The sequence below is a fragment of the Streptomyces sp. NPDC041968 genome, assembly GCF_055589025.1.
The window spans coordinates 439,026-463,609 of sequence record NZ_JBVJCB010000001.1; the positions used below are offsets into that span (position 1 = coordinate 439,026).

A 24,584-nucleotide genomic window follows, 5' to 3' on the forward strand; every position below is an offset into this window, starting at 1 on the left:
ACCCGCACGGGCGGCTCAGCAGGCCTGCCGCTCCGCCCCCAGCTCGTACTCCTTGCGCATCGAACTCAGCCGCAGCGCGCGGGACTCGGGGCAGAAGCGTTCCGTCGGCAGCTCGTACTCGACGTGGAAGACCGCCTTGTCCGCGTCGATGAACGGCTTGTTGTCGGCGCACTCGCCGTACTGGGCGCACTGCTCGTTGACCGCGAAGTCGAAGTCGTCCACCAGTTCCGGGATCTGGTCCAGGTCGTTCTTCAGGCCGACGGCCAGGCCGCGGTCGTGGGCGAGTCGGGCGATCAGCCGGTTGTAGCGCAGCTGGTCGTCGGCGGTGAGCGGGAAGCCGGTCTCGTTGCGGTAGCCGTCCATGTTGTCCGGCTCGACCGCGTCGAAGCCCTTCTCGCGGCACATGTCGAGGCGTTCGGCCATGAGCGGCTCCAGGACGTCCGTCGCGCGGATGTCCAGCCAGCGCTCGCCCTCCCAGCCGTTGCCCTCGCCCAGCACCGACTCCGGGAACGCGTCGGCGTCCGGCCGGAAGTCCTCCCAGGCGCCGGTGGACAGGTAGCAGATGACCTTGCGCCCGTCCTCGTGCAGCGCGGCCACGGTGGACGCGGGGTGGTCGAAGCCGTCGATGTCGTAGACCGGGACGTCGACGGACGTGTCGAGGCTGCCGCTGAGCTGCCACTGCCAGGCGGTGCCGGGCCGCGGCTGCCAGTGGCCGGCGGCTTCCCCGTCGTCGGGGGGCGACGACGAACAGCCCGCGAGCAGCAGGAGGAGGGCTGTCGACAGGACCGGGCGTCTCACGGGGTGCTCCAGAGGGTGGGGTGGGCGGGGACGTACCCCGGGAATGATCTCCCACCCCGGGGGCGGCACGGGAAACGGCCGCCCGCGGGAGGGAGCGGAGGCGGGCGCGAGCGTAGGCTCGTGCCCGGTGTTCGCCTGCCCGGGCGGAGACCGCGAATCAGGAGGGATCTAGGGTCGGTTGTCGGGCCCGGTCGACCCACCCGCATTCGGCCATACAAGACTTCATACGGAAGCGAGAAATCACCACCGTGACTGCTCTCACTCTCTCCACCGCCGCGGTGCCCGGCCTGCGGGCCGACGCGATCGTGATCGGTGTCGCCAAGGGCGCGGCATCCAGGTCCCAGGGCCTGGTCGTCGCACCGGGTGCCGAGGCCGTGGACAAGGCGTACGACGGCCGGCTCGCCGGCGTCCTGGAGACCCTCGGTGCCTCGGGCGCCGAGGGCGAGGTGACGAAGCTCCCCGCGCCGGCCGGCTTCAAGGCACCCGTCGTGGTGGCGGTGGGCCTGGGTGCCGAGCCCGAGAAGGACGCCGGGTTCGACGCCGAGGCGCTGCGCAGGGCCGCCGGTGTGGCCGCCCGCGCGCTGGCCGGCGCCAAGAAGGCCGCCTTCGCCCTGCCGCTCGCCGAGGCCGCCGACGCCGGCGCCGTCGGTGAGGGCGTGCTGCTCGGCGCGTACCTCTTCGACGCCTACAAGGAGTCCGGCAAGGACGCCAAGGCGAAGAACGGCAAGGCACCGCTGGCCGAGGCGACGCTGCTCGGCGGCAAGCCCCGCGACAAGGCGTTCAAGGCCGCGATCGAGCGTGCCACCGCCGTCGCCCAGGAGCTGAACCGCGCCCGCGACCTGGTCAACACCCCGCCGAACGACCTCGACCCCGAGGCGTTCGCGGCGGTCGCGCAGGCCGCCGCGAAGGAGCACGGCATCAAGGTGCAGGTGCTCGACGAGAAGGCCCTCACCAAGGGCGGTTACGGCGGCATCCTCGGCGTCGGCGCCGGCTCCGCGGCCGGCCCGCGGCTGGTGAAGCTGTCCTACACCTCGTCCAAGGCCAAGAAGTCGCTCGCCTTCGTCGGCAAGGGCATCACCTACGACTCGGGCGGCATCTCGCTGAAGCCGGCCGGGCACAACGAGACGATGAAGTGCGACATGGCCGGCGCCGCCGCCGTGTTCGCCGCGGTCGTCGCCGCCGCGCGCCTCGGCCTGGAGGTCAACGTGACCGGCTGGCTGGCGCTGGCCGAGAACATGCCGTCCGGCTCCGCGACCCGCCCGGGTGACGTGCTGCGCATGTACAGCGGCAAGACCGTGGAGGTGCTCAACACCGACGCCGAGGGCCGGCTCGTGCTCGCCGACGCGCTCTGGGCGGCCTCGCAGGAGAAGCCGGACGCGATCATCGACGTGGCGACGCTGACCGGCGCGATGATGCTGGCGCTGGGCAACCGGACGTACGGGATCATGGCGAACGACGACGCGTTCCGCGCCGCGGTGCACGAGGCGGCGGAGGAGGTCGGCGAGCCGGCCTGGCCGATGCCGCTGCCGGAGCACCTGCGCAAGGGCATGGACTCGGCGACCGCGGACATCGCCAACATGGGCGAGCGGATGGGCGGCGGCCTGGTGGCCGGTCTGTTCCTGCGCGAGTTCGTCGGCGAGGGCATCACCTGGGCGCACCTGGACATCGCGGGTCCGGCCTTCAACGAGGGCGGGCCCTTCGGGTACACGCCCAAGGGCGGCACCGGCACGGCCGTGCGGACGCTGGTGCGGGTCGCCGAGCTGACGGCCGCGGGCGACCTCGGCTAGCGACGCCCTCGGGGGTCGCGGGGTGAGGTGCGGCGGGCCCGTTGCGGCCCGTCGCGCCCACGCCGCACAGCCGCGGACGAGCACCGCCCGCGCCCCCGGGACGCCTTCGTCGGCCTTGTGACAGGAAAAGGTGCGACGTCTCACACACCGGCCCCACGTCTCGTCGGCCCCTTACAAGTGCGAAGATGGGGCTCGGCAGGACAGGGCCCCACCTAAGGGCCGAGAACAATGAGCGGCCGGACACCAGCCGCCGACCGGTCACTGGAGACCGGCGTGGCGCACATGCATGGAGGACGTGACGTGGCGAACGACGCCAGCACCGTTTTCGACCTAGTGATCCTCGGCGGTGGCAGCGGTGGTTACGCCGCGGCCCTGCGCGGGGCGCAGCTGGGCCTGGACGTCGCCCTGATCGAGAAGGGCAAGGTCGGCGGTACCTGCCTGCACAACGGTTGCATCCCCACGAAGGCCCTGCTGCACGCGGGCGAGATCGCCGACCAGGCCCGCGAGAGCGAGCAGTTCGGTGTGAAGGCCACCTTCGAGGGCATCGACATGGCGGCCGTCCACAAGTACAAGGACGACGTGATCTCGGGCCTGTACAAGGGCCTGCAGGGTCTGATCGCCTCGCGCAAGGTGACCTACATCGAGGGCGAGGGCCGGCTGTCCTCGCCGACCTCCGTCGATGTGAACGGTCAGCGGGTCCAGGGCCGCCACGTGCTGCTGGCGACCGGCTCCGTGCCGAAGTCGCTGCCCGGCCTGAACATCGACGGCGACCGGATCATCTCGTCCGACCACGCCCTGAAGCTCGACCGCGTGCCGAAGTCCGCGATCGTCCTGGGCGGCGGCGTCATCGGCGTCGAGTTCGCCTCCGCGTGGAAGTCCTTCGGCAGCGAGGTCACGATCGTCGAGGGCCTCAAGCACCTCGTGCCGGTCGAGGACGAGAACAGCTCCAAGCTGCTGGAGCGCGCCTTCCGCAAGCGGGGCATCAAGTTCAACCTGGGCACCTTCTTCGAGAAGGCCGAGTACACCCAGGACGGCGTCAAGGTCACCCTGGCTGACGGCAAGGAGTTCGAGGCCGAGGTCCTGCTCGTCGCCATCGGCCGCGGCCCGGTCTCGCAGGGCCTGGGCTACGAGGAGGCCGGGGTCGCCATGGACCGCGGTTACGTCCTCGTCGACGAGTACATGCGGACCAACGTCCCGACGATCTCGGCCGTCGGCGACCTCGTCCCGACCCTCCAGCTCGCGCACGTCGGCTTCGCCGAGGGCATGCTGGTGGCGGAGCGGCTCGCCGGTCTGAAGACCGTCCCGGTCGACTACGACGGCGTGCCGCGGGTGACGTACTGCCACCCGGAGGTCGCCTCCGTCGGCATCACCGAGGCCAAGGCCAAGGAGATCTACGGCGCGGACAAGGTCGTCGCCCTGAAGTACAACCTGGCGGGCAACGGCAAGAGCAAGATCCTCAAGACCACCGGCGAGATCAAGCTCGTCCAGGTCAAGGACGGTGCCGTGGTCGGCGTCCACATGGTCGGCGACCGCATGGGTGAGCAGGTCGGCGAAGCCCAGCTGATCTACAACTGGGAGGCGCTGCCCGCCGAGGTGGCCCAGCTCATCCACGCCCACCCGACGCAGAACGAGGCGATGGGCGAGGCCCACCTGGCTCTGGCCGGCAAGCCCCTGCACTCCCACGACTGACCTCCCTCGGTCACTGGGCGCGACGACACAGACTTCCGCAATTCGTTAAGGAGCAACCGAAACCATGGCGGTTTCCGTAACCCTTCCGGCGCTCGGCGAGAGCGTCACCGAGGGCACCGTCACCCGTTGGCTCAAGGCCGAGGGTGAGCGCGTCGAGGCCGACGAGCCGTTGCTCGAGGTCTCGACCGACAAGGTCGACACCGAGATCCCGGCCCCCGCGTCCGGCGTGCTGTCCTCCATCAAGGTCGCCGAGGACGAGACCGTCGAGGTCGGCGCCGAGCTGGCGCTGATCGACGACGGTTCCGGCGCCCCGGCGGCCGAGGAGGCCCCGGCCGCCGAGCAGGCCCCGCAGGCCGAGCAGGTCGCCGAGCCCGCCCCCGAGCCGGCCCCGGCCGCCCCCTCCACCGAGCAGGCCGCCCCGGCGCCCGCCCCCTCCGCCGACGCGTCGGCGGGCGGCGGCGGCGCCGAGGGCACGGACGTGGTCCTGCCCGCGCTCGGCGAGTCCGTCACCGAGGGCACCGTCACCCGCTGGCTGAAGTCGGTCGGCGACTCGGTCGAGGCCGACGAGCCGCTGCTGGAGGTGTCCACCGACAAGGTCGACACCGAGATCCCCGCCCCCGCCTCCGGCACCCTGCTGGAGATCGTGGTCGGCGAGGACGAGACCGCCGAGGTCGGCGCCAAGCTCGCCGTCATCGGCGAGGCGGGCGCGGCTCCCGCGGCCGCTCCGGCCCAGGAGGCCCCGGCCGCCCCCGCGCAGCCCGAGCCCGCCCAGGCCCCGGCTCCGCAGCAGGCCGCCCCGGCCCAGCAGGCCCCGGCCGCTCCGGCTCCGCAGGCCCCCGCGGCCCCGGCTCCGCAGCAGCCGGCCGCTCCGGCCCCGTCCGCCCCGGCGCCCGCGCCGGCCCAGGCTGCCGCTCCGGCCGCCCCGGCCGCCGCCCAGCCGGCGGACGACGGTGCCTACGTCACCCCGCTGGTGCGCAAGCTCGCCTCCGAGAACGGCGTGGACCTGTCCACCGTCAAGGGCACCGGCGTCGGCGGCCGCATCCGCAAGCAGGACGTCATCGCCGCCGCCGAGGCCGCGAAGGCCGCCGCTCCGGCCCCGGCCGCCGCTGCTGTCCCTGCCGCGAAGAAGGCCCCCACCCTGGAGGCCTCCCCGCTGCGCGGCCAGACCGTCAAGATGCCGCGCATCCGCAAGGTCATCGGCGACAACATGGTCAAGGCGCTGCACGAGCAGGCCCAGCTGTCGTCGGTCGTCGAGGTCGACGTCACGCGTCTGATGAAGCTGCGCGCCCGTGCCAAGGACGCGTTCGCGGCGCGTGAGGGCGTCAAGCTCTCGCCGATGCCGTTCTTCGTCAAGGCCGCGGCCCAGGCGCTGAAGGCGCACGCGCCGATCAACGCCCGGATCAACGAGGCCGAGGGGACCATCACCTACTTCGACGCCGAGAACATCGGTATCGCGGTGGACTCCGAGAAGGGCCTGATGACCCCGGTCATCAAGAACGCCGGCGACCTCAACCTGGCCGGCATCGCCAAGGCGACCGCCGACCTGGCGGGCAAGGTCCGGGCCAGCAAGATCAGCCCGGACGAGCTGGCGGGCGCGACCTTCACCATCAGCAACACCGGTTCGCGCGGCGCGCTGTTCGACACGATCATCGTGCCGCCGAACCAGGTCGCCATTCTCGGCATCGGTGCCACGGTCAAGCGTCCGGCCGTCATCGAGACGGAGGACGGGCCGGTCATCGGCGTGCGCGACATGACGTACCTGACCCTGTCCTACGACCACCGCCTGGTGGACGGCGCCGACGCCGCCCGCTACCTGACGGCGGTCAAGGCGATCCTGGAGGCGGGCGAGTTCGAGGTCGAGCTCGGCCTGTAGTCCTCGGCCAGTGGGTCTGTTCGGTGCCCCCGCCCGGAGCTTTCCGGGCGGGGGCACCGTCATGTGCTGCCGCGCGCGTCGTGTAAGTCTCGTCTCACCTGCGTGAAAGCGCCCCCGTGCGCCCTGCCGGCTCGCGGTGACGGCCGTATTGTTTCTCAACGTCAGTCGCCCCAGGGGGCCGGAAGGGCCCTCTCCCGAAGGAGCTCTCATGACCGCGCCCGTCGTCCACTCGCTGCGCGAACAGATCCGCGAGCACATCCTGGAAGGGATCATCAGCGGACGCTGGCAGCCGGGCGAGCGGATCGTGGAGCGCCGGATCGCCACCGAGCTGGAGGTCAGCCAGACGCCGGTGCGGGAGGCGCTGCGGGAACTGGAGTCGCTGCGGCTGATCGAGTCGGCGCCGAACAAGGGCGTGCGGGTGCGCAATCTGACCGCCGCCGACCTGGAGGAGAGCTACCCGGTCCGGGCCGGTCTGGAGGCGATCGCCGCGGAGCTGGCGGCGGACCGGCTCGCCGAGGACTGCTCGGCGCTGGAGCCGCACGTCACCGCCCTGTACGAGGCCGACCGCGCCGCCGACGGGACCGCCCAGGTGCGGCACACGGTGGGCTTCCACCGGGAGCTGGTGCGGGCGGCCGGCAACTCGGTGCTGCTGCACACCTGGGAGGGCCTGGGCATCGAGGTGTTCACGGCGCTGTCGATACGGTGGCTGGGGACGGTGCAGCAGTCCTACGCGGAGGAGCACGAGGAACTGGTCGCGGCCTTCCGCCGCCGCGATCCCCGTATCCCGGAGATTGTCAAGGCTCACGTCCTGGGCTGCGCCCCCCGCGCCTAGTTGCTTCGCCCCCGCCGCCCCTTCTCTGAGGGCTGCGCCCCCGGACCCCCCGATCCGCGCGGTTCCCCGCGACCCTGAAGGGGCGCGGGGAACCGCGCGAACGGCCACGACGCACCGGCAGACGCCAACGCACCGAACCACCCGAGCCGCACCGCGCTCACCTGCACAAACCGCCGGTTTCATGGTCACCCCGTGCCACCGCCGGAGGCACCCCGTGCCGACTTTCTCGTGATCAAGAGGTTTTGGCCCTCAACCCTTTGATCGATCATCGATCAGGGAGTTACAGTCTCCGACGGGCTTCCACCCGAGCCCAAGCCCTGTCCTGCCAAAGACCTAGGGCACCCCCGAACCCTTGACGATGAGGGAACCCCCTTCGACTGAGGAAGGCGGCGACATGACCGACCCCAAAGCCATCCAGCCGAGCGAGCTCGACCAGCTCCCGGACCGCGACCCGGAGGAGACCGCCGAATGGCAGGCCTCCCTGGACGCCGTCACCCAGGCGGCCGGGCCGCACCGTGCCGCGTACCTGATGCGCCGCACACTGGAGCGCGCCGAGGGCGCCGGCCTCGCCCTGCCGAAGCTCCTGGAGACGGACTACGTCAACTCCATCCCGACCGCCGACGAGCCCACCGTGGACGGCGACGAGGACCTGGAGCAGCGGATCACCGCCTGGAACCGCTGGAACGCGGCGGCGATGGTCACCCGCGGCAGCAAGTACGGCGTCGGCGGCCACATCGCCACCTTCGCCTCCGCGGCCTGGCTGTACGAGACCGGCTTCAACCACTTCTTCAAGGGCAAGGAGGGTGACGGCTCCGGCGACCAGCTCTACGTCCAGGGCCACGCCTCCCCCGGCATCTACGCCCGCGCCTTCCTCGACGGCCGACTGTCCGAGGAGCACCTCGACAACTTCCGCCGCGAGGCCGGCGGCAAGGGCCTGCCGTCCTACCCGCACCCGCGCCGGCTGCCCTGGCTGTGGGAGTTCCCCACCGTCTCCATGGGCCTCGGCCCGATCTCCGCGATCTACCAGGCGCGGTTCAACCGCTACCTGACCAGCCGCGGCATCAAGGACCTGACCAACTCCCACGTGTGGGCGTTCCTCGGCGACGGCGAGATGGACGAGCCCGAGTCCACCACCGCGCTGACCCTCGCCTCCCGCGAGGGCCTGGACAACCTGACCTTCGTCATCAACTGCAACCTGCAGCGCCTCGACGGTCCGGTCCGCGCCAACTTCAAGATCGTGCAGGAGCTGGAGGCCCAGTTCCGCGGCGCCGGCTGGAACGTCGTGAAGTCGCTGTGGGGCACGGCCTGGGACGAGCTGTTCCAGCTCGACACCACGGGCGCGCTGGTACGCCGGCTGCGCGAGGTACCCGACGCGCAGGTGCAGACGTACCAGACGCGCGACGCCGCCTACATCCGCGAGGACTTCTTCGGCAAGGACCCGGCGCTCGTCGAGATGGCGAAGCTGCTGTCCGACGACAAGATCCTCGAGTGCTTCCACTACTCGCGCGGCGGCCACGAGTCCCGCAAGGTCTACGCCGCCTACCGCGCCGCGCTCGCGCACAAGGGCGCGCCGACCGTGATCCTGGCCCAGACGGTCAAGGGCCACACCCTCGGCCCCGGCTTCGCGTCCAAGAACGCCAACCACCAGATGAAGAAGCTCTCGGTGGACGAGTTCAAGGACATGCGCGACCTGCTCGGCCTGCCGATCAAGGACAGCGACTTCGTCGACGGCGTGGTCCCCTACGGCCACCCGGGCGCCGACTCCCCCGAGGTCCGCTACCTCCAGGAGCGGCGCGCCGCCCTGGGCGGTCCGGCCCCGGCCCGCCGCGTCCACCCGGTCGCCCCGCTGCCCGCGCCCGCCGAGAAGGCCTTCACCTCCTTCGACAAGGGTTCCGGCTCGCAGAACGTGGCCACCACCATGGCCTTCGTCCGCCTGGTCAAGGACCTGGTCCGCGACAAGGAGACCGGCAAGCGCTGGGTGCCGATCGTCCCCGACGAGGCGCGCACCTTCGGCATGGAGAGCCTCTTCCCGTCCCTGGGCATCTACTCGCCCAAGGGCCAGACGTACGAGCCGGTCGACCGCGACCAGCTGATGTACTACAAGGAGGCCAAGAACGGCCAGATCCTCAACGAGGGGATCACTGAGGCCGGCTCGATGGCCGACTTCATCGCCGCGTCGACGTCGTACGCGACGCATGGCGAGACGATGATCCCGTTCTACATCTTCTACTCGATGTTCGGCTGGCAGCGCACGGCCGACCAGATGTGGCAGCTCGGCGACCAGCTCGGCCGCGGCTTCCTGGTCGGCGCCACCGCCGGCCGGACCACGCTGACCGGTGAGGGCCTCCAGCACGCGGACGGCCACTCCCCGGCCATCGCGGCGACCAACCCGGCCGCGCTGACGTACGACCCGGCCTTCGCCTACGAGGTCGCGGCGATCGTCAAGGACGGTCTGCGCCGGATGTACGGCGAGGCGGCCCCGGGCGAGGACCAGGACGTCTTCTACTACCTGACCGTCTACAACGAGCCGATGCCGCAGCCGGCCAAGCCGTCCGCCGCCGGCGTGGACGAGGGCATCGTCAAGGGTCTGTACCGCTTCAACACGGCGGAGTCGGCGGGCCTGACCCCGGCCGCCAACGCCCCGCGCATCCAGCTGCTGGGCTCCGGCACGGCGATCCACTGGGCGCTGAAGGCGCAGAAGCTGCTCGCCGAGGAGTGGGGTGTGGCCTCCGACGTGTGGTCCGCGACCTCCTGGACGGAGCTGCGCCGCGACGCGCTGGACGCCGACGCGGCCCTGCTGCGCGGCGAGGAGCGGGTGCCGTACGTCCGCCGGGCGCTCCAGGGCGTCGAGGGCCCGGTCCTCGCGGTGTCCGACTACATGCGCCAGGTCCCGGACCAGATCGCGCAGTGGGTCGAGCAGGACTGGTCCTCGCTGGGCGCCGACGGCTTCGGCCTGTCGGACACCCGTGAGGCCGCCCGCCGCCACTTCGGTGTCGACGCCGAATCGATCGTGGTCGCGTCCCTCGCCCAGCTCGCCCGGCGCGGCGAGGTCAAGGCGACGGCCGTGAAGGAGGCGCGCGAGCGCTACGGCCTGTAGGAACAGCGGGCACAGGAGGCCCCCGCCGCGGCGGGGGCCTCCTGCATGATGTGGGGATGCGCGCTGCCCGCCTCATCAAGATGGTGCTGCTCCTCCAGTCCCGCCCGGCCATGACCGCCGCTGAGCTGGCCCGGGAGCTGGAGGTCTCGGAGCGCACGGTCACGCGGGACGCGCAGGCGCTGTCGGAGGCGGGGGTGCCGGTCTACGCGGAGCGGGGGCGGGCCGGGGGTTACCGGCTGATCGGCGGCTACCGCACCCGGCTGACCGGGCTGGCCCGGGGTGAGGCCGAGGCGCTGTTCCTGTCCGGGGTGCCGGGGGCCTTGCGCGAGATGGGGCTGGAGGACGCGGCGTCGGCGGCCCGCCTGAAGGTGTCGGCGGCACTGCTGCCGTCCCTGCGGGACGCCTCCCGCACGGCGGCGCAGCGCTTCCACCTGGACGCACCGAACTGGTTCCGGGAACCCCGGACGCCCGAACTGCTGCCGGTGGTGGCGGACGCCGTCTGGGACGACCGGCCCGTCACCGCGCGCTACCGGCGCGGGAAGGAGGAGGTCGTACGGGAGCTGGAGCCGTACGGGCTCGTGCTGAAGGCGGGCGTCTGGTACCTGTGCGCGAGGGTCGCGCGCGCCGGCGGCGGCGGCGCCTTCCGCGTGTACCGCGTCGACCGGTTCACGGCGGTGGGGGCGGGCGGGGAACGCTTCACGCGGGACGACGGCTTCGACCTGCCCGCGTTCTGGGCGGAGCGGGCGGAGCAGTTCGCGCGGTCGATCCTGCGGGCCCAGGTCGTGGTGCGGCTGTCGGAGCAGGGCGTGCGGGCGCTGCCGCACGTCGTCGACGCGCCGATCGCCCGGGAGGCGCTGGAGGCGGCGGACCCGCCGGACGCGGACGGCCGGGTCACGGTGACGCTGCCCGTGGAGTCCGAGGAGGTCGCGCACACCCAGCTGGCGGGGCTCGGGCCGGAGGCGGAGGTGCTGGCGCCCCGGACGCTGCGGGACCGCTTCGCCCGGGACGCGCGACGGCTGGCCGGCCTGTACGCCGACGCGGGCCCGGCCGGGACATAACGATCCGCCGCACTCCACGTGCGTCCCGTCCCCGAAGGGTCGATGCTGGACCCGTGATGGACGAGACGGAGTTCTGGGAGCTGATCGACGCCACCCGGCAGGGCGCCGACGGCGACCCCGAGGACCAGGCCGACCTGCTCGTGGAGCGGCTCCTCGGGATGGACCCGGACCTGGTGCTCGACTTCGCCCGCCACTTCGAGGCCCGCTACAACCGCGCCTGCACCTGGGACCTGTGGGGTGCCGCCTGGGTGCTGCTCGGCGGCGCGAGCGACGACGCCTTCGACTACTTCCGCTGCTGGCTGATCGGCCAGGGCCGCGAGGTGTACGAGGGCGCGGTGCACGATCCCGACGCGCTCGCCGAACTGCTGGACGACTTCGACGAGGAGCTGGACGGCGACGGCGAGGAGCTGGGCTACGCGGCCGACGAGGCCTACGAGCAGCTCACCGGTACCGTCGCCCCCGACCTGGGCATCGCGCCCGCGCCGGCGGAGCCGCTGGGCACCCCGGTCGACCTGGAGGACGACCGGGCCGTCGCCGAGCGTCTGCCGCACCTGTGGGAGCGGTTCGGCCGGGACTGACGCGTCCCCGCCCACCCGCCACGGCGCCGGCCGGTGTCCCCGTACGGCCCGGCCCGGCCCGGGTCGCGGCGGGCCTCGCACGGTGCGGCCCCCGAGGGGTCAGCCGGACGGGCGCCCCTGGAGCCGCGCCGCCCGGTCCCTGATGTCCGGCAGGCGGGCGGTGAGGGCCGCGCCGGGGCAGCTGGTCTGGTAGCCCTCGTCGTGCCCCGCGACGGCGGGCAGGGTGGCGGTGGCGCCGGCGGCGTACCGGCTGAGGCCGTTGCTGGAGACCAGGGTGACCTCCGCGCGCGGGTCGGTGTCGGTGGGGCCGAGTTTCCAGGCGGCGAGCGCGGCGATCGCGTCGGTCAGCGCGTCGGGCACGGGTACCCCCGCGGTGAAGGTGCCGAGGGCGGCGATGCCGGTGGTGCGGTGGTTGAAGCCCTGGGTGTGGGCTCCGGTGACGGGGCGGGCGATGCCGCCGGCCCGGCCCTCGTAGATGGTGCCGCAGCGGTCCACGACGAAGTTGTAGCCGATGTCGTCCCAGTCCCGGCCGCCGGTCTGCCCCGAGTAGACACCGCGGAGGATGTCCGGCACGTCGGCGCAGTCGTAGCCGTTCGGCGTGTCGGTGTGGTGGACGAAGACGGCGAGGATCTCGTCGTCGTAGCGCGGGGGCGGCTGGGCGCGGGCGGCGTCGCCGAGCCAGGCGGACCGGGGCACGATGGGCGGCCGGGGCGCGGAGTGCCGGTCGGCGGCGGCCGGCCGGGCCTGGGCCGAGGCGGAGCGCTCCACGCCGTTCGCGCACAGCGCCAGCGCGGCGACGGCGGCCAGGCCGGGCAGACAGCCGAGCAACGCCCGGGCCGGGCCCGGTATGCGGGCCGCACGCCGTCGCCGGGCCTCGCGCGGTCCTCGGAAGACACGCATGGTCCCACTGTCCGGCGGATCGGGTCCGTCCGCGACGTGGGCTGTGCCACCCGGTGGAACCATCGCCCCGGTCCGGGACGTTCTTCCGGTCGATCGCACTCACTCCCGCACCCACCCGCTCTCGTCCTCACCCGCCCGTGCCGGACCCGCTGGGTGGCCGGTTCCCGGACGGTCCGGGACCCGCTCGGTGGCCGGTTCCCGGACGGTCCGTGCCCGGGCTGATCACCGGGCCGGCCGGGCACGTACTGAGGGACCCGGGCCGCAGGGGTTCCGGACGGAAAGGCGGCTCGCGTGGACCTGCTCGACATCCTGCTGGTGCTGGTGGCACTGGCCTACGCGGCGTCCGGCTACCGCCGCGGGCTGGTAGCCGGCTGTGTCTCGCTGGCCGGCTTCGTGGGCGGCGCGGTGATCGGCGTGTGGCTCCTGCCGTGGGTGATGGAGCTGGTGGCCCCCCGGTCCACGGCGGCGACGGTGACCGCGGTGCTCACGGTGCTGCTGCCGGCGGCGGCCGGGCACGAGCTGGCGGGACGGCCCGCGCTGCGGTTGCGCCGGGAGCTGGACGCGGGGCCGCTCAGGGCGGCCGACGGGGTCGGCGGGGCGGTGGCCAACGCGGCGGCCGCGCTGATCGTGGCGTGGGTGGCCGCGAGTGTCCTGGCGGCGTCCTCGTCCTCGCTGCTGACCTCGGCGATCCGCGACTCGACGGTGCTGGGCTCGGTGCAGCGGGTGATGCCGGACACCACTCCGGCGTGGTTCTCCGGGGCGACGTCCGCGCTGACCGAGGCGGGGTTCCCGCAGGTCTTCAACCCCTTCGAGAACGAGTCGACCGCCGAGGTAGCCGAGCCCTCCGGCGACAGCGTGACGCCGGCCGCCACCGAGGCGGCCCGCCGCAGCACGGTGAAGGTCGAGGGCGTCGCCGGCTCCCAGGGCCGGGAGGGCAGCGGTTTCGTCTACGCGCCGGAACGCGTGATGACCAACGCCCACGTGGTGGCCGGCATCGACGACCCGACCGTGCGCGTCGGCGGGGTGGGGCCTTCGTACGAGGCGCGGGTGGTGCTGTTCGACCCGGACAAGGACGTGGCCGTGCTGTACGTACCGGACCTGTCGGCGCCCGTCCTGCGGTTCGACGGCGACGCCGGACGCGGCGACGCGGCGGTGGTCGCGGGCTATCCGCAGGACGGCGACCTGGATCTGCGGGCGGCGACGGTGGCGAACCGGACCCGGGCGACCGGGCAGAACATCCACAGCGACGCCAACGTCACCCGCGAGATCTACTCGGTGCGCTCCACCGTCCGCCCCGGCAACTCCGGCGGGCCGCTGCTGACCACCGACGGCCGGGTGTACGGCGTGGTCTTCGCCCGCTCCACCTCCGACGCCCGGACCGGTTACGTGCTGACGGCGGACGAGGTGGCCGACGAGGCGCGGCGCGGGGCCGGCGCGACGGCGGCGGTGGACACGGGCGAGCCCGTCAGGTCGTAGCGCCCGGCACGGTGAACGACTGTCCCATCAGGACGTCGTCGACGTACTGGCCGTCGAGGAAGAACTCCTCGGGCTGCACGCCCTCGACCGCGAAACCCCCGGACTCGTAGAGCCTGCGGGCCGCGGTGTTGTGGCCGAGGACGCGCAGGGTGACGCGCCGGGCGCCCAGCCGCCGGGCCTCCTCGACGGCCGCACGGACCAGGGCACGGCCGACGCCCTTGCCGCGGGCCGCGTCGGCGACGGCCAGGCCGCGGATCTGGCGCACGTGGGCGTTGGAGGCGAGGCCCGTGGGGAAGCCGAGGCGGACGTAGCCCACGACGGCGCCGTCGAGTTCGGCGACCAGGTGGTCGGCGGGGCCCGAGGTGTCCCGGAAGAACGGGTCGTCAGGTCCCGGCGGGGGCGAGACGGCGTGCTGGTAGGACCAGGTCTCCCGGTCGAGGCGGCGCAGCGTCTGCTCGTCGTCGGACCTGGCCTGGCGTATGTGCGGAGCGGGCATGACGGTCACTGTACGACGCGGGCGCACCGCTCGGTCCAGCGCTTTTCCGGGCGTCGGTGCAGGATGGGCGCATGGACGGTGGACGCAGGGACGGGGAGCGGCGACGCTCGCGTGTCGTGGTGGCCGGCGCGTCCGGCCTCATCGGCGGCGCGGTGGCGCGGTCGTTGGCCGCGGACGGGCACGAGGTGGTGCGCCTGGTGCGGCACGCGCCCCGGGCCGCGGACGAGGTCCGGTGGGACCCGGAGGGCGGACGCGTGGACGCGGCCGGGCTCGACGGGTGCGACGCCGTGGTCAATCTGGCCGGGGCCGGGGTGGGCGACCGCCGCTGGACCGACGCGTACAAGACCCGTATCCGCAGCAGCCGGGTGCACGGCACGACGGCGCTCGCGGAGGCCCTCGCCGCGCTGGACCGGCCGCCGCGGGTCTTCGTGAACGGCAGCGCGATCGGTTTCTACGGCGAGACCGGCGACCGGCCCGTCGACGAGAGCGCGCCCGCGGGAGAGGGGTTCCTGCCCTCCGTGTGCGTCGAGTGGGAGGCCGCCGCGGCTCCCGCCCGGCACGCGGGCGTGCGGACGGTCCTCGTCCGGACCGGGCTGGTCGTGTCCCGGCAGGGCGGCGCCTGGGGCCGGCTCCTCCCGCTGTTCCGGGCGGGGCTCGGCGGGCGGCTGGGCGACGGGTCCCAGTACTGGTCCTTCGTGGCGCTGCACGACGAGGTGGCGGCGATCCGGCACCTCATGGACCGCGACGACCTGTCCGGCCCCTTCAACGTGACCGCCCCGCAGCCGCTGACGAACCGTGAGATCACCGCGGCCATGGGGCGCGTACTGCACCGCCCGACGCCCTTCTCGGTGCCCGCGCCGGTCCTGCGCGCGGCGCTCGGCGAGATGTCCGGCGACGTCCTGGGCAGCGCTCGGGTCCTCCCGGCCCGGCTGCTGGAATCGGGCTTCCGCTTCGCCTTCCCGGAGATCGACGGGGCGATCAGGGCCGCGCTGTGAGGTGAGGTGCGGGGCGGCGCGGCGATCCGCGGGCCGCATCCCGCCGGTCTTGGGACGCCGTCCCCTCGCACGCCTGGCGGGCTCGCGCCGCCGGGTCGCGCCCGCCCCTCGGCGACCGCGTGCGCGTCGCGTTCCGACCGGACGACGGCGTATGCCGACCGTACGGCGCCCTCATGCGACCGCCGTGCGACCGTGCCCTGCCCCCGTGCGACTCCCTCCGGCCACGGCGGGCCCTAACCTCGAAGCGAACTCGGGTATCCCTCAAGGCGGTTGGGGGCATGACGTCTCCAGCGGCCGCGCAACCTCGAGGAGGGGCACGTGCTTGAGCCCGCGTACCAGGCGGACGTCGTCGTCGTGGGGGCCGGAATCGCCGGCCTCGCCGCGGCGCATCGGCTGACCAGCGCAGGAGTGACGACCACGGTCCTGGAGGCCGCCCACACGGTGGGCGGTCGGATGGCGACGGAGAAGGTCGACGGTTTCCGGCTCGACAGAATCGGACAGTTCCTGTCCACGGCGTATCCCGAACTGCGCCGCACCCCCGGACTGGACGGCCTCGCGCTGCGGCCCTTCGCCCCCGGGGTCCTGCTGCACAGCGAGGGCCGCCACCACCGCGCGGGCGCCCCGGCCGGCACACGGAGCGCGAAGAGCGCACTCCACGCCGTGCGCGCCCTGGCGAGCGCCCCCCGCTCGATTCCCGCGCCCCGGCGCCCGGTCTCGGCGGCCGGAGCCCCCGGGCGCTCCGCACCGGTGCCCCGCGCCCGCGTGGGCGCCCCCCTCGGCACCACCGTCGACCAGGCCAGGCTCGGCGCCGCGCTGACCCGCCTCGCGGGCACGCCCGCCGAACGGCTGCTGGCCCGCCCCGAACTGTCCGCGGCCCGGGCGCTGGCGGTCCGCGGGCTGCCGCCCCGGACGATCGACGGCTTCCTGCGCCCGCTGCTCGCCGCCCTGCTGTGCGACCCGGACCTGACCACGTCCAGCCGGTGCGCCGACCTCGCCCTGCGCTCCTTCGCCGGCGGACGGCTCGCGCTGCCCGAGGGCGGCGCGGAGGCGCTGCCGGAGCTGCTGGCGCGGGCCCTGCCGCCGGGCACGGTGCACACCGGCGTCCGGGTCACCTCGGTCGCCACCAACGCCGTCACCACCGCCGAGCACGGCGTCATCCGCTGCCGGGCCGTCCTGGTGGCGACCGACGCCCGCGCCGCGGGCGAGCTGCTGCCCGGCCTGCGGGTGCCGGCCTTCCACCCCGTGACGGTGGTGCACCACACGACGGACGAACCGCCGACGACCGGCGCCTCCCTCCTGCTCGACGCGGACCGCGGCGGGCCGGTCGCCCACACGGCCGTCTCCAGCCACGTGGACCCGTCCCGCGCGCCGGCGGGACGCGCCCTCGTCTCGTCGACGGTCCTCGGGCCGCCGCCGCCCGACGTCGACACGGCCGTACGCATCCACCTCTCCCGCCTCTACGGCACCTCGACCACCCGCTGGGAGACCCTCGCCGTCCACCACACCCCGGAGGCGGTCCCCGCGATGCGCCCACCGCACGACCCGCGCAGGCCGGTGCGGCTGCTGGCCGGCCTGTACGTGTGCGGCGACCACCGCGACACCAGCACCGTCCAGGGGGCCCTGCACTCCGGCCACCGGGCCTCCTCGGCGATCCTGACCGACCTGGGGGCGGGGCGGCCGATGCACGCGGCGGAGCCGTTGCCGACGGCCCGCGCCGCGTAGGGCCCCACCCGGCGGACCGCCACCGCCGCGGCGGTCCGCTAGCCGAGCGCCGCCACCCTGTCCCGGTAGCCCCGCACGGGCGCCGCGTCCCGGTACGGCTCCAGGCGCCGTTCGAAGTCGCGGACGTACTCCGCCGCCCGGACCGACCGCATCTCGGCCGCCTGGCCGGCCGCCTCGGCGGCCAGCTGGCAGGCCTGGTCCAGCTCCCCGAGCCCGAGGCGGGCGGTGGCCAGCACCACCCGGCAGAAGAGCCTGCTGCGGGCGTAGACGGGGGCGCGCAGGAGCAGTGAGCGCTCCGCGTACTGGGCGGCGGCGCGGAACTGCTGGAGGTCGCGGTGGCAGTGCCCGAACTCGTCGGCGAGCTGCGCCTCGTCGAAGAAGCGCGCCCAGTGCGGCACCTCGTCCCCGGGCCGGGCGGCCTCCAGGGCGCGCTCGGCCCTCACCAGTGAGGCGGTGCACGCCCGCACCTCGCCGAGCACCCCGTGCGCCCGCGCCTCGGCCGCGTGCAGCAACGTCTGCACCACGGGCGGCGCGGAGGTCCCCACGCCCTGCTGCGCCACCCTGGCCAGTTGGACCGCCTCGCGCCCGTGCCCCAGGTAGACGGCCTGGCGGCTCATGGTGACCAGCACGTAGGAGCCGTAGGGCCGGTCCCCCGCCGCCTGCGCGAGCCGCAGCGCCTGGACGAAGTAGCGCTGGGCGAGGCCGTGCGCGGCGATGTCGTACGACGTCCAGCCCGCGAGCCGGGTCAGGTCGGCGGCGGCCGAGAACAGCCGCCGGCCGGTCTGCTCCCCGTAGGTGCCGCGCAGCATCGGCTCCAGCTCGTGCTCCAGGTAGCGCACCAGGGCCTGGCGGGCGTGTCCGCCGCCGTACCGGTCGTCCAGGCTGCGGAACAGCTCGCCGACCGAGCGCAGCGCGGCGAGGTCGCCGCCGGTGACCTTCTGGCCGGGGCCGCGCTCGGCCTGGGTCCGCCGGCGGTCCGGGGCGAGCGGGACGGGCCCCCTGGGCACCGCCGGACGGCCCTGCGCGGGGATCCGGACGGGCACCTCGACGCGGGCCACCTTCTCGTCGGCGCGGCCGATCAGCCAGTCCCTGCTGGGCACGACGAGGCCCGCCGGCGTGAAGGCGATCTTGCGCAGCTCGGCGTGGCTGCCGGAGTCCTTGCGCCACAGCCCCGCGACGATGTCGACGGCCTCGTCCGGGGTGGCGGCGAACTCCAGCCCCGCGTAGACGGGCGCGCAGGCGTCCAGGCCGAGGTCCTGGGCGCTGAGGCGGCGGCCGAGGCGCCGGGTGAAGACCTCGGCGATCAGGGCCGGGGTGGTACCGCGGGGCTGCTGGCCGCGCAGCCACCGGGTGACGGACGTCTTGTCGTATCTCAGGTCCAGGCCGTGTTCGAGTCCGAGCTGGTCGACGCGACGCGCGAGACCCGCGTTCGAGAACCCCGCTTCGGCGATGAGCGCGGCGAGCTGGCGGTTGGGGGTGCGCTGCGCGGGTCGTTCCGTCATGGTGCGGTGCGGTCTCCTGCCTTCCGGGCCGTTCGATGTGCCCGGAGCGCCTGTGAGCAGCCCTTATGGCCTCGTGAACGGCGTGAATGTAGCGGAGAGTAAGCGCCCGATCGCACGCTTCGACCGGCATTCATCCGATCGTGTGAGGAACGCCCGCTCGGCTGACGGGACCCGGACGGTCGTACAGTGGCATGGGCACCCTTCGTGCCTTACGACCTTCCAGGGAGGCACTTGCCGTGAGTGAGCTGCGGTTCGTCCGCATGGGGTTCGGTGCCGAGCGCGTCGAGTACCAGGAGGCGTGGGACGAGCAGCGCCGGGTGCACGCGGCGCGGTTCGCCGACGAGGTCCCCGACACGGTGCTGCTCCTCGAACACCCGCCGGTGTACACCGCCGGCCGGCGCACCGCGGAGAGCGAGCGCCCGCTGGACGGGACGCCCGTGATCGACGTGGACCGCGGCGGGAAGATCACCTGGCACGGTCCGGGGCAGCTGGTGGGGTACCCGATCCAGAAGCTCCCGCGCCCGGTGGACGTGGTGGCGCACGTGCGGCGGCTGGAGGAGGCCCTGATCCGCACCTGCGCGGAGTTCGGCCTCGGGACCACCCGCATCGAGGGCCGCAGCGGGGTCTGGGTCCTCGGCGACCCGGTCGAACAGCGTCCGGCGCTCGGCGGCCTCTCCCTGGACTTCGACCCCCGGCTGGCCGACGAGGAGTTCGACCCCCGGCTGAACGGGCCCGAGTACGCCCCGTCCAACGCGGGCCAGCGCCGCGAGGACCGCAAGATCGCGGCGATCGGCATCCGGGTGGCCAAGGGCGTCACCATGCACGGCTTCGCGCTGAACGTGAACCCGGACAACAAGTGGTTCGACCGCATCATCCCGTGCGGCATCCGCGACGCCGGCGTCGCCTCCCTGGCGAACGAGCTCGGGCGCGACGTGACCATCGAGGAGGTGCTGCCGGTGATCGAGCGCCACCTGCGCGACGTCCTGGAGAACGCGGACCTGAGGCCGCGGGAGATCGAGAAAGCCCCCGCGGCCTGACCGCGGGGCATAAACCCGGCCCGTCCGGCGTTTGAGGACCAGGCCGATCAGTCCGACGGCGGGGGTCCGGGGGCGGCAGCCCCCAGCAGGGCCAGCACTCTCGCGGGCCACCAAATCAACGGGCGTACCCTGGGTCACGCCGAAGAATCAAACGCTAGGGAGCCGGTCGTGTCCGCAGTCGCACCCGACGGACGCAAGATGCTGCGCCTGGAGGTCCGCAACAGCCAGACCCCCATCGAGCGCAAGCCCGAGTGGATCAAGACCCGGGCGAAAATGGGCCCCGAGTACACGAAGATGCAGAACCTCGTGAAGAGCGAGGGCCTGCACACGGTCTGCCAGGAAGCCGGCTGTCCGAACATCTACGAGTGCTGGGAGGACCGCGAGGCGACCTTCCTCATCGGCGGCGACCAGTGCACGCGGCGCTGCGACTTCTGCCAGATCGACACCGGCAAGCCCGAGGCGCTCGACCGCGACGAGCCGCGCCGGGTCGGCGAGTCCGTGGTCACCATGGACCTGAACTACGCCACCATCACGGGCGTCGCCCGCGACGACCTTCCCGACGGCGGCGCCTGGCTGTACGCCGAGACGGTGCGCCAGATCCACCAGCAGACGGCGGAGCGCGAGGCCGGCCGCACCAAGGTCGAGCTGCTCGCCCCCGACTTCAACGCGGTGCCCGAGCTGCTCCGGGAGGTCTTCGCCTCCCGCCCCGAGGTCTTCGCGCACAACGTCGAGACCGTCCCCCGCATCTTCAAGCGCATCCGCCCCGGCTTCCGCTACGAGCGCTCCCTGAAGGTCATCACCGACGCCCGCGACTACGGCCTGGTCACCAAGTCCAACCTGATCCTCGGCATGGGCGAGACCCGCGAGGAGATCAGCGAGGCGCTGAAGCAGCTGCACGAGGCCGGCTGCGAGCTGATCACCATCACGCAGTACCTGCGCCCGTCCGTGCGCCACCACCCCGTCGAGCGCTGGGTGAAGCCGCAGGAGTTCGTGGAGCTGAAGGAGGAGGCCGAGCAGATCGGCTTCTCCGGCGTCATGTCCGGCCCGCTGGTCCGCTCCTCCTACCGCGCGGGGCGGCTGTACCAGATGGCCATGGAGCAGCGTCAGGGCGCCGCGGCCTGACAGGGGCGCGCACCCGGCGTGTGAATTCACGCACAAGGACCTACCGGCCAGTAGTGGCCGAGACGCCGCGGTCCCGACCGTCCTCGCAGTTGAGGACACCGGTCGGGGCCGCGGCGCCGTGGCACCCGCGGGCATCGCGTCTTCATGTCCGTTTGACCGGCGGGTCACGCCCTGGTAACACCAATCAGTGACCCTGGAATCACACCACGTACACCCGTCTCCGTGCCCGGAGCCGTACCGAGGGGGGACCTCCACGATGCAGGCCGCGCCCGTTCGCGCCACCGCCATCCCGTCGTTCACCACCGCCCTGCGGGCCGTCGAGTCACTGCTGATGAGCAGCGGCCAGCGCACCGCGCGGCGCAACGCCTGGACCTCCGTGCTGGAGGACCGCCGCCGCGCCAAGGACCGGATCGAGACGGAGCGCGTGCTCGGCCAGACCGTCTCCGGCCACTCCTGATCCCGGCCCCGCCGCCGCCCCGCCCGCCCGTGCCGGGCACTGCCGTCGTCGGCGCTTTCGGGGGCACGTAGACTTCGTGCCATGGCGAGGAAGGAACCTGCAGCGGACGCTGCGAATCCCGGGCGACTGAAGCAGATCGCTCTGACCTACAAGATGACCCGCAAGGCCGACAAGAAGATCGGTCTTGTGCTCGCGGGTGTCGGCATCGTCGTCTTCGGTGTCTTCCTCGCGATCGGTTTCCTGATCGGTCACCCCATCTATCTCGGCATCCTCGGCGTGCTGCTCGCCTTCCTCGCGACGGCGATCGTCTTCGGACGCCGGGCCGAGCGGGCGGCCTTCGGTCAGATGGAGGGACAGCCCGGCGCCGCGGCGGCCGTGCTGGACAACATCGGCCGGGGCTGGACGACGACCCCCGCGGTGGCGATGAACCGCAACCAGGACGTCGTGCACCGCGCGGTCGGCAAGGCCGGCATCGTGCTGGTGGCCGAGGGCAACCCGAACCGGGTGAAGACCCTGCTCGCGGCGGAGAAGCGGAAGATGAACCGCATCGTCGCCGACGTGCCCGTGCACGACCTGGTCGTGGGCACCGGCGAGGGCCAGGTCGAGCTGAAGAAGCTGCGTACGACCATGCTGAAGCTCCCCCGCGTCCTGTCCGGCCCGCAGGTCACCGTGACCAACGACCGGCTGCGCGCCCTGGGCGACCTGATGAGCAACATGCCGCTGCCCAAGGGCCCGATGCCGAAGGGCATGCGCATGCCCAAGGGGGGCAACCCCAGGGGCCGCTGACCCTCGGCACCTCGCAGGACGACTCCGCGACGCCGGTACGGCGATGGGGGCGACCGGATCACTCCGGTCGCCCCCATCGCCGTACCGCACGCGCGTGGCCGTCCCACGGCTCCGCGCGCGCCGCGTCAGATCCGGACCTCCACGGTGCGCGCCAGCCGGTCGTGCAGGCCCCGGCCGTCGCGGTCCCAGATCAGCGCCGGCAGGGCGAGGCACAGCAGCACCGAGCGCAGCAGGGCGCGCACGGGGCTCGGGCGGCCCGTGGCGAGGTCGACCACGCGCAGGCCGAGCAGGCGCTTGCCCGGGGTGTAGCCGACCGTGCCGACGGTCAGCACGCTCAGCACGAAGAAGATCAGCAGGGCCCAGTTGCCGGTCACCTGGTCGTAGCCGTCCGTGATCAGGCCGTATGCGATCAGGAGGCACAGGCCCCAGTCGACGGCCATGGCGCCGATCCGCCGGCCCGGGCGGGCGATCGACCCCGGCCCCTCCTCCGGCAGACCGAGCTGCTCGCCCCGGTACCCGAGGTCCGCGCCGGACTCCTCGATGGCCGCGCGCGGCCCGGAAAGCCACGATCCGATTGCTTGCCTGTTGTCCACCCGTCCACGGTACTGCGCCCGTACCTGACCTCCGGACGGAGGGGGCGTGAAGGGTGCGCCGACGGGCAGACGGCAGGGTGTGCCGGGCGCGGGAGAGGCCTAGGCTGGAACGGAGCCGGTTAACTTCTGCGAAACAAATGGGTCACGCCCGAGAAATCACCCGTCCCTAGGGTCGAGGAAGCGTGTGCCACCCGCACTGGCCGCACGAACGATCTACCACCCCGGCGGGACGGTCGGGAGTAGGAGGAGCTGGATGTTCCAGAACGCCGACGAGGCCAAGAAGTACATCGCCGACGAGGACGTCAAGTTCGTCGACGTCCGGTTCTGCGACCTGCCGGGCGTCATGCAGCACTTCACGTTGCCCGCCGCGGCGTTCGACCCCGACGACGAGCAGGCCTTCGACGGCTCCTCGATCCGCGGCTTCCAGGCCATCCACGAGTCGGACATGTCCCTGCGCCCCGACCTGTCGACCGCGCGCGTCGACCCGTTCCGCCGGGACAAGACCCTCAACATCAACTTCTTCATCCACGACCCGATCACGGGCGAGCAGTACTCCCGCGACCCGCGGAACGTGGCGAAGAAGGCCGAGGCCTACCTCGCCTCCACGGGCATCGCCGACACGGCGTTCTTCGGCCCGGAGGCGGAGTTCTACGTCTTCGACTCCGTCCGCTTCGCCACCAGCGCGAACGAGTCCTTCTACCACATCGACTCCGAGGCCGGTGCCTGGAACACGGGTGCGCTGGAGGACAACCGCGGTTACAAGGTCCGCTACAAGGGCGGCTACTTCCCGGTCCCGCCGGTCGACCACTTCGCCGACCTGCGCGCCGAGATCTCCCTGGAGCTGGAGCGGTCCGGCCTCCAGGTCGAGCGCCAGCACCACGAGGTGGGCACGGCCGGCCAGGCGGAGATCAACTACAGGTTCAACACGCTGCTCGCCGCGGCCGACGACCTCCAGCTCTTCAAGTACATCGTGAAGAACGTGGCGTGGAAGAACGGCAAGACGGCGACCTTCATGCCGAAGCCGATCTTCGGCGACAACGGCTCGGGCATGCACGTCCACCAGTCGCTGTGGTCGGGCGGCGAGCCCCTCTTCTACGACGAGCAGGGCTACGCCGGCCTGTCGGACACCGCGCGCTACTACATCGGCGGCATCCTCAAGCACGCCCCGTCGCTGCTGGCCTTCACCAACCCGACGGTGAACTCCTACCACCGCCTGGTGCCGGGCTTCGAGGCGCCGGTGAACCTGGTCTACTCGCAGCGCAACCGCTCGGCCGCGATGCGCATCCCGATCACGGGCTCGAACCCGAAGGCCAAGCGCGTCGAGTTCCGCGCCCCGGACGCCTCCGGCAACCCGTACCTGGCCTTCTCGGCCCTGCTGCTGGCGGGCCTGGACGGCATCAAGAACAAGATCGAGCCGGCCGAGCCGATCGACAAGGACCTCTACGAGCTGGCTCCCGAGGAGCACGCCAACGTGGCGCAGGTCCCGACCTCGCTCGGTGCGGTCCTGGACCGCCTGGAGGCCGACCACGAGTTCCTCCTCCAGGGCGACGTGTTCACCCCGGACCTGATCGAGACGTGGATCGACTTCAAGCGGGCGAACGAGATCGCCCCGCTCCAGCTGCGTCCGCACCCGCACGAGTTCGAGATGTACTTCGACGTGTGATCGACGCCCGGCCCGTCCGGACCGTCCGGCGCCCCCGTCTCCTGTCCGTCAGGGGGCGGGGGCGCCGTCGTCGGCCGGAAACCGGCCCTGTCGGAACCCGGTCCGGGATCATGGATACTGACA

Annotated in this window: 20 protein-coding genes; 15 read left to right on the plus strand and 5 right to left on the minus strand. The window is 72.9% G+C overall.

Features of this window, described 5'->3' with window-relative positions; genetic code table 11:
• Positions 1-15 precede the first annotated feature (15 nt).
• Complete coding sequence (locus ACZ6EG_RS02015; RefSeq protein WP_469600746.1) at positions 16-798, minus strand: endo alpha-1,4 polygalactosaminidase; 783 nt, start codon at positions 796-798, stop codon at positions 16-18.
• Between the two features lie 248 nt (positions 799-1,046).
• Between ACZ6EG_RS02015 and ACZ6EG_RS02020 the strand changes: the two genes are divergently transcribed.
• From ACZ6EG_RS02020 to ACZ6EG_RS02050, 7 genes are all read left to right on the plus strand, one after another.
• Positions 1,047-2,585, plus strand: a complete 1,539-nt coding sequence (locus ACZ6EG_RS02020; RefSeq protein WP_391967720.1) for a leucyl aminopeptidase — start codon at positions 1,047-1,049, stop codon at positions 2,583-2,585.
• A 300-nt stretch (positions 2,586-2,885) separates the two neighbouring features.
• A complete protein-coding gene (gene lpdA, locus ACZ6EG_RS02025) occupies positions 2,886-4,274 on the plus strand; it encodes a dihydrolipoyl dehydrogenase (RefSeq protein WP_383648334.1) in 1,389 nt (462 codons plus the stop codon).
• A 64-nt stretch (positions 4,275-4,338) separates the two neighbouring features.
• Positions 4,339-6,147: a 2-oxoglutarate dehydrogenase, E2 component, dihydrolipoamide succinyltransferase gene (gene sucB, locus ACZ6EG_RS02030; RefSeq protein ID WP_391967721.1), complete on the plus strand. Its 1,809-nt coding sequence runs from the start codon at positions 4,339-4,341 to the stop codon at positions 6,145-6,147.
• A 208-nt stretch (positions 6,148-6,355) separates the two neighbouring features.
• Entirely contained in the window at positions 6,356-6,979 is a 624-nt protein-coding gene (locus ACZ6EG_RS02035) for a GntR family transcriptional regulator (protein WP_391967722.1), read from the plus strand.
• Positions 6,980-7,373: 394 nt separating this feature from the next.
• On the plus strand, positions 7,374-10,076 hold the full coding sequence (aceE, locus tag ACZ6EG_RS02040) for a pyruvate dehydrogenase (acetyl-transferring), homodimeric type (RefSeq protein ID WP_391967723.1): 2,703 nt from the start codon (positions 7,374-7,376) through the stop codon (positions 10,074-10,076).
• Positions 10,077-10,132: 56 nt separating this feature from the next.
• Positions 10,133-11,134, plus strand: a complete 1,002-nt coding sequence (locus ACZ6EG_RS02045) for a helix-turn-helix transcriptional regulator (RefSeq protein ID WP_469600752.1) — start codon at positions 10,133-10,135, stop codon at positions 11,132-11,134.
• Between the two features lie 56 nt (positions 11,135-11,190).
• On the plus strand, positions 11,191-11,712 hold the full coding sequence (locus ACZ6EG_RS02050; RefSeq protein ID WP_391968276.1) for a DUF4240 domain-containing protein: 522 nt from the start codon (positions 11,191-11,193) through the stop codon (positions 11,710-11,712).
• A gap of 99 nt (positions 11,713-11,811) precedes the next feature.
• Here the strand turns inward: ACZ6EG_RS02050 and ACZ6EG_RS02055 are convergent, their stop codons facing one another.
• The gene (locus tag ACZ6EG_RS02055; protein WP_391967725.1) at positions 11,812-12,675 is read right to left on the minus strand and encodes a peptidoglycan recognition protein family protein; all 864 of its coding nucleotides are present in this window, start codon (positions 12,673-12,675) and stop codon (positions 11,812-11,814) included.
• 228 nt (positions 12,676-12,903) lie between these two features.
• Between ACZ6EG_RS02055 and ACZ6EG_RS02060 the strand changes: the two genes are divergently transcribed.
• Positions 12,904-14,088, plus strand: coding sequence for a MarP family serine protease (locus ACZ6EG_RS02060; protein ID WP_391967726.1), 1,185 nt, complete (start codon positions 12,904-12,906; stop codon positions 14,086-14,088).
• Here the strand turns inward: ACZ6EG_RS02060 and ACZ6EG_RS02065 are convergent.
• Complete coding sequence (locus tag ACZ6EG_RS02065) at positions 14,078-14,584, minus strand: GNAT family N-acetyltransferase (protein WP_469600757.1); 507 nt, start codon at positions 14,582-14,584, stop codon at positions 14,078-14,080. The two genes, ACZ6EG_RS02060 and ACZ6EG_RS02065, sit on opposite strands and share 11 nt — an antisense overlap.
• A 71-nt stretch (positions 14,585-14,655) precedes the next feature.
• Between ACZ6EG_RS02065 and ACZ6EG_RS02070 the strand changes: the two genes are divergently transcribed.
• Positions 14,656-15,579 carry a TIGR01777 family oxidoreductase gene (locus ACZ6EG_RS02070; protein ID WP_469600760.1) on the plus strand — a complete coding sequence of 308 codons (924 nt, stop codon included), beginning with the start codon at positions 14,656-14,658 and terminating at the stop codon, positions 15,577-15,579.
• 318 nt (positions 15,580-15,897) lie between these two features.
• Positions 15,898-17,301 carry an NAD(P)/FAD-dependent oxidoreductase gene (locus ACZ6EG_RS02075; protein WP_469600763.1) on the plus strand — a complete coding sequence of 468 codons (1,404 nt, stop codon included), beginning with the start codon at positions 15,898-15,900 and terminating at the stop codon, positions 17,299-17,301.
• A gap of 38 nt (positions 17,302-17,339) precedes the next feature.
• On the opposite strand, the gene ACZ6EG_RS02080 is transcribed toward ACZ6EG_RS02075, so the two are convergent.
• Complete coding sequence (locus ACZ6EG_RS02080) at positions 17,340-18,803, minus strand: regulator (RefSeq protein WP_469600766.1); 1,464 nt, start codon at positions 18,801-18,803, stop codon at positions 17,340-17,342.
• Positions 18,804-19,039: 236 nt separating this feature from the next.
• On the opposite strand from ACZ6EG_RS02080, the gene lipB reads away from it, so the two are divergent.
• From lipB to ACZ6EG_RS02100, 4 genes are all read left to right on the plus strand, one after another.
• A complete protein-coding gene (gene lipB, locus ACZ6EG_RS02085; protein WP_391967731.1) occupies positions 19,040-19,840 on the plus strand; it encodes a lipoyl(octanoyl) transferase LipB in 801 nt (266 codons plus the stop codon).
• Positions 19,841-20,008: 168 nt separating this feature from the next.
• Entirely contained in the window at positions 20,009-20,962 is a 954-nt protein-coding gene (gene lipA, locus ACZ6EG_RS02090; protein WP_391967732.1) for a lipoyl synthase, read from the plus strand.
• 256 nt (positions 20,963-21,218) lie between these two features.
• A complete protein-coding gene (locus ACZ6EG_RS02095) occupies positions 21,219-21,419 on the plus strand; it encodes an SCO2195 family GlnR-regulated protein (RefSeq protein ID WP_469600769.1) in 201 nt (66 codons plus the stop codon).
• An 81-nt stretch (positions 21,420-21,500) separates the two neighbouring features.
• On the plus strand, positions 21,501-22,205 hold the full coding sequence (locus tag ACZ6EG_RS02100; RefSeq protein WP_356610645.1) for a DUF4191 domain-containing protein: 705 nt from the start codon (positions 21,501-21,503) through the stop codon (positions 22,203-22,205).
• Between the two features lie 125 nt (positions 22,206-22,330).
• Here the strand turns inward: ACZ6EG_RS02100 and ACZ6EG_RS02105 are convergent, their stop codons facing one another.
• Entirely contained in the window at positions 22,331-22,798 is a 468-nt protein-coding gene (locus ACZ6EG_RS02105; RefSeq protein WP_469600771.1) for an RDD family protein, read from the minus strand.
• A 253-nt stretch (positions 22,799-23,051) separates the two neighbouring features.
• Between ACZ6EG_RS02105 and glnA the strand changes: the two genes are divergently transcribed.
• Positions 23,052-24,461: a type I glutamate--ammonia ligase gene (gene glnA / locus ACZ6EG_RS02110; protein ID WP_391967734.1), complete on the plus strand. Its 1,410-nt coding sequence runs from the start codon at positions 23,052-23,054 to the stop codon at positions 24,459-24,461.
• The last annotated feature ends 123 nt before the right edge of the window (positions 24,462-24,584 follow it).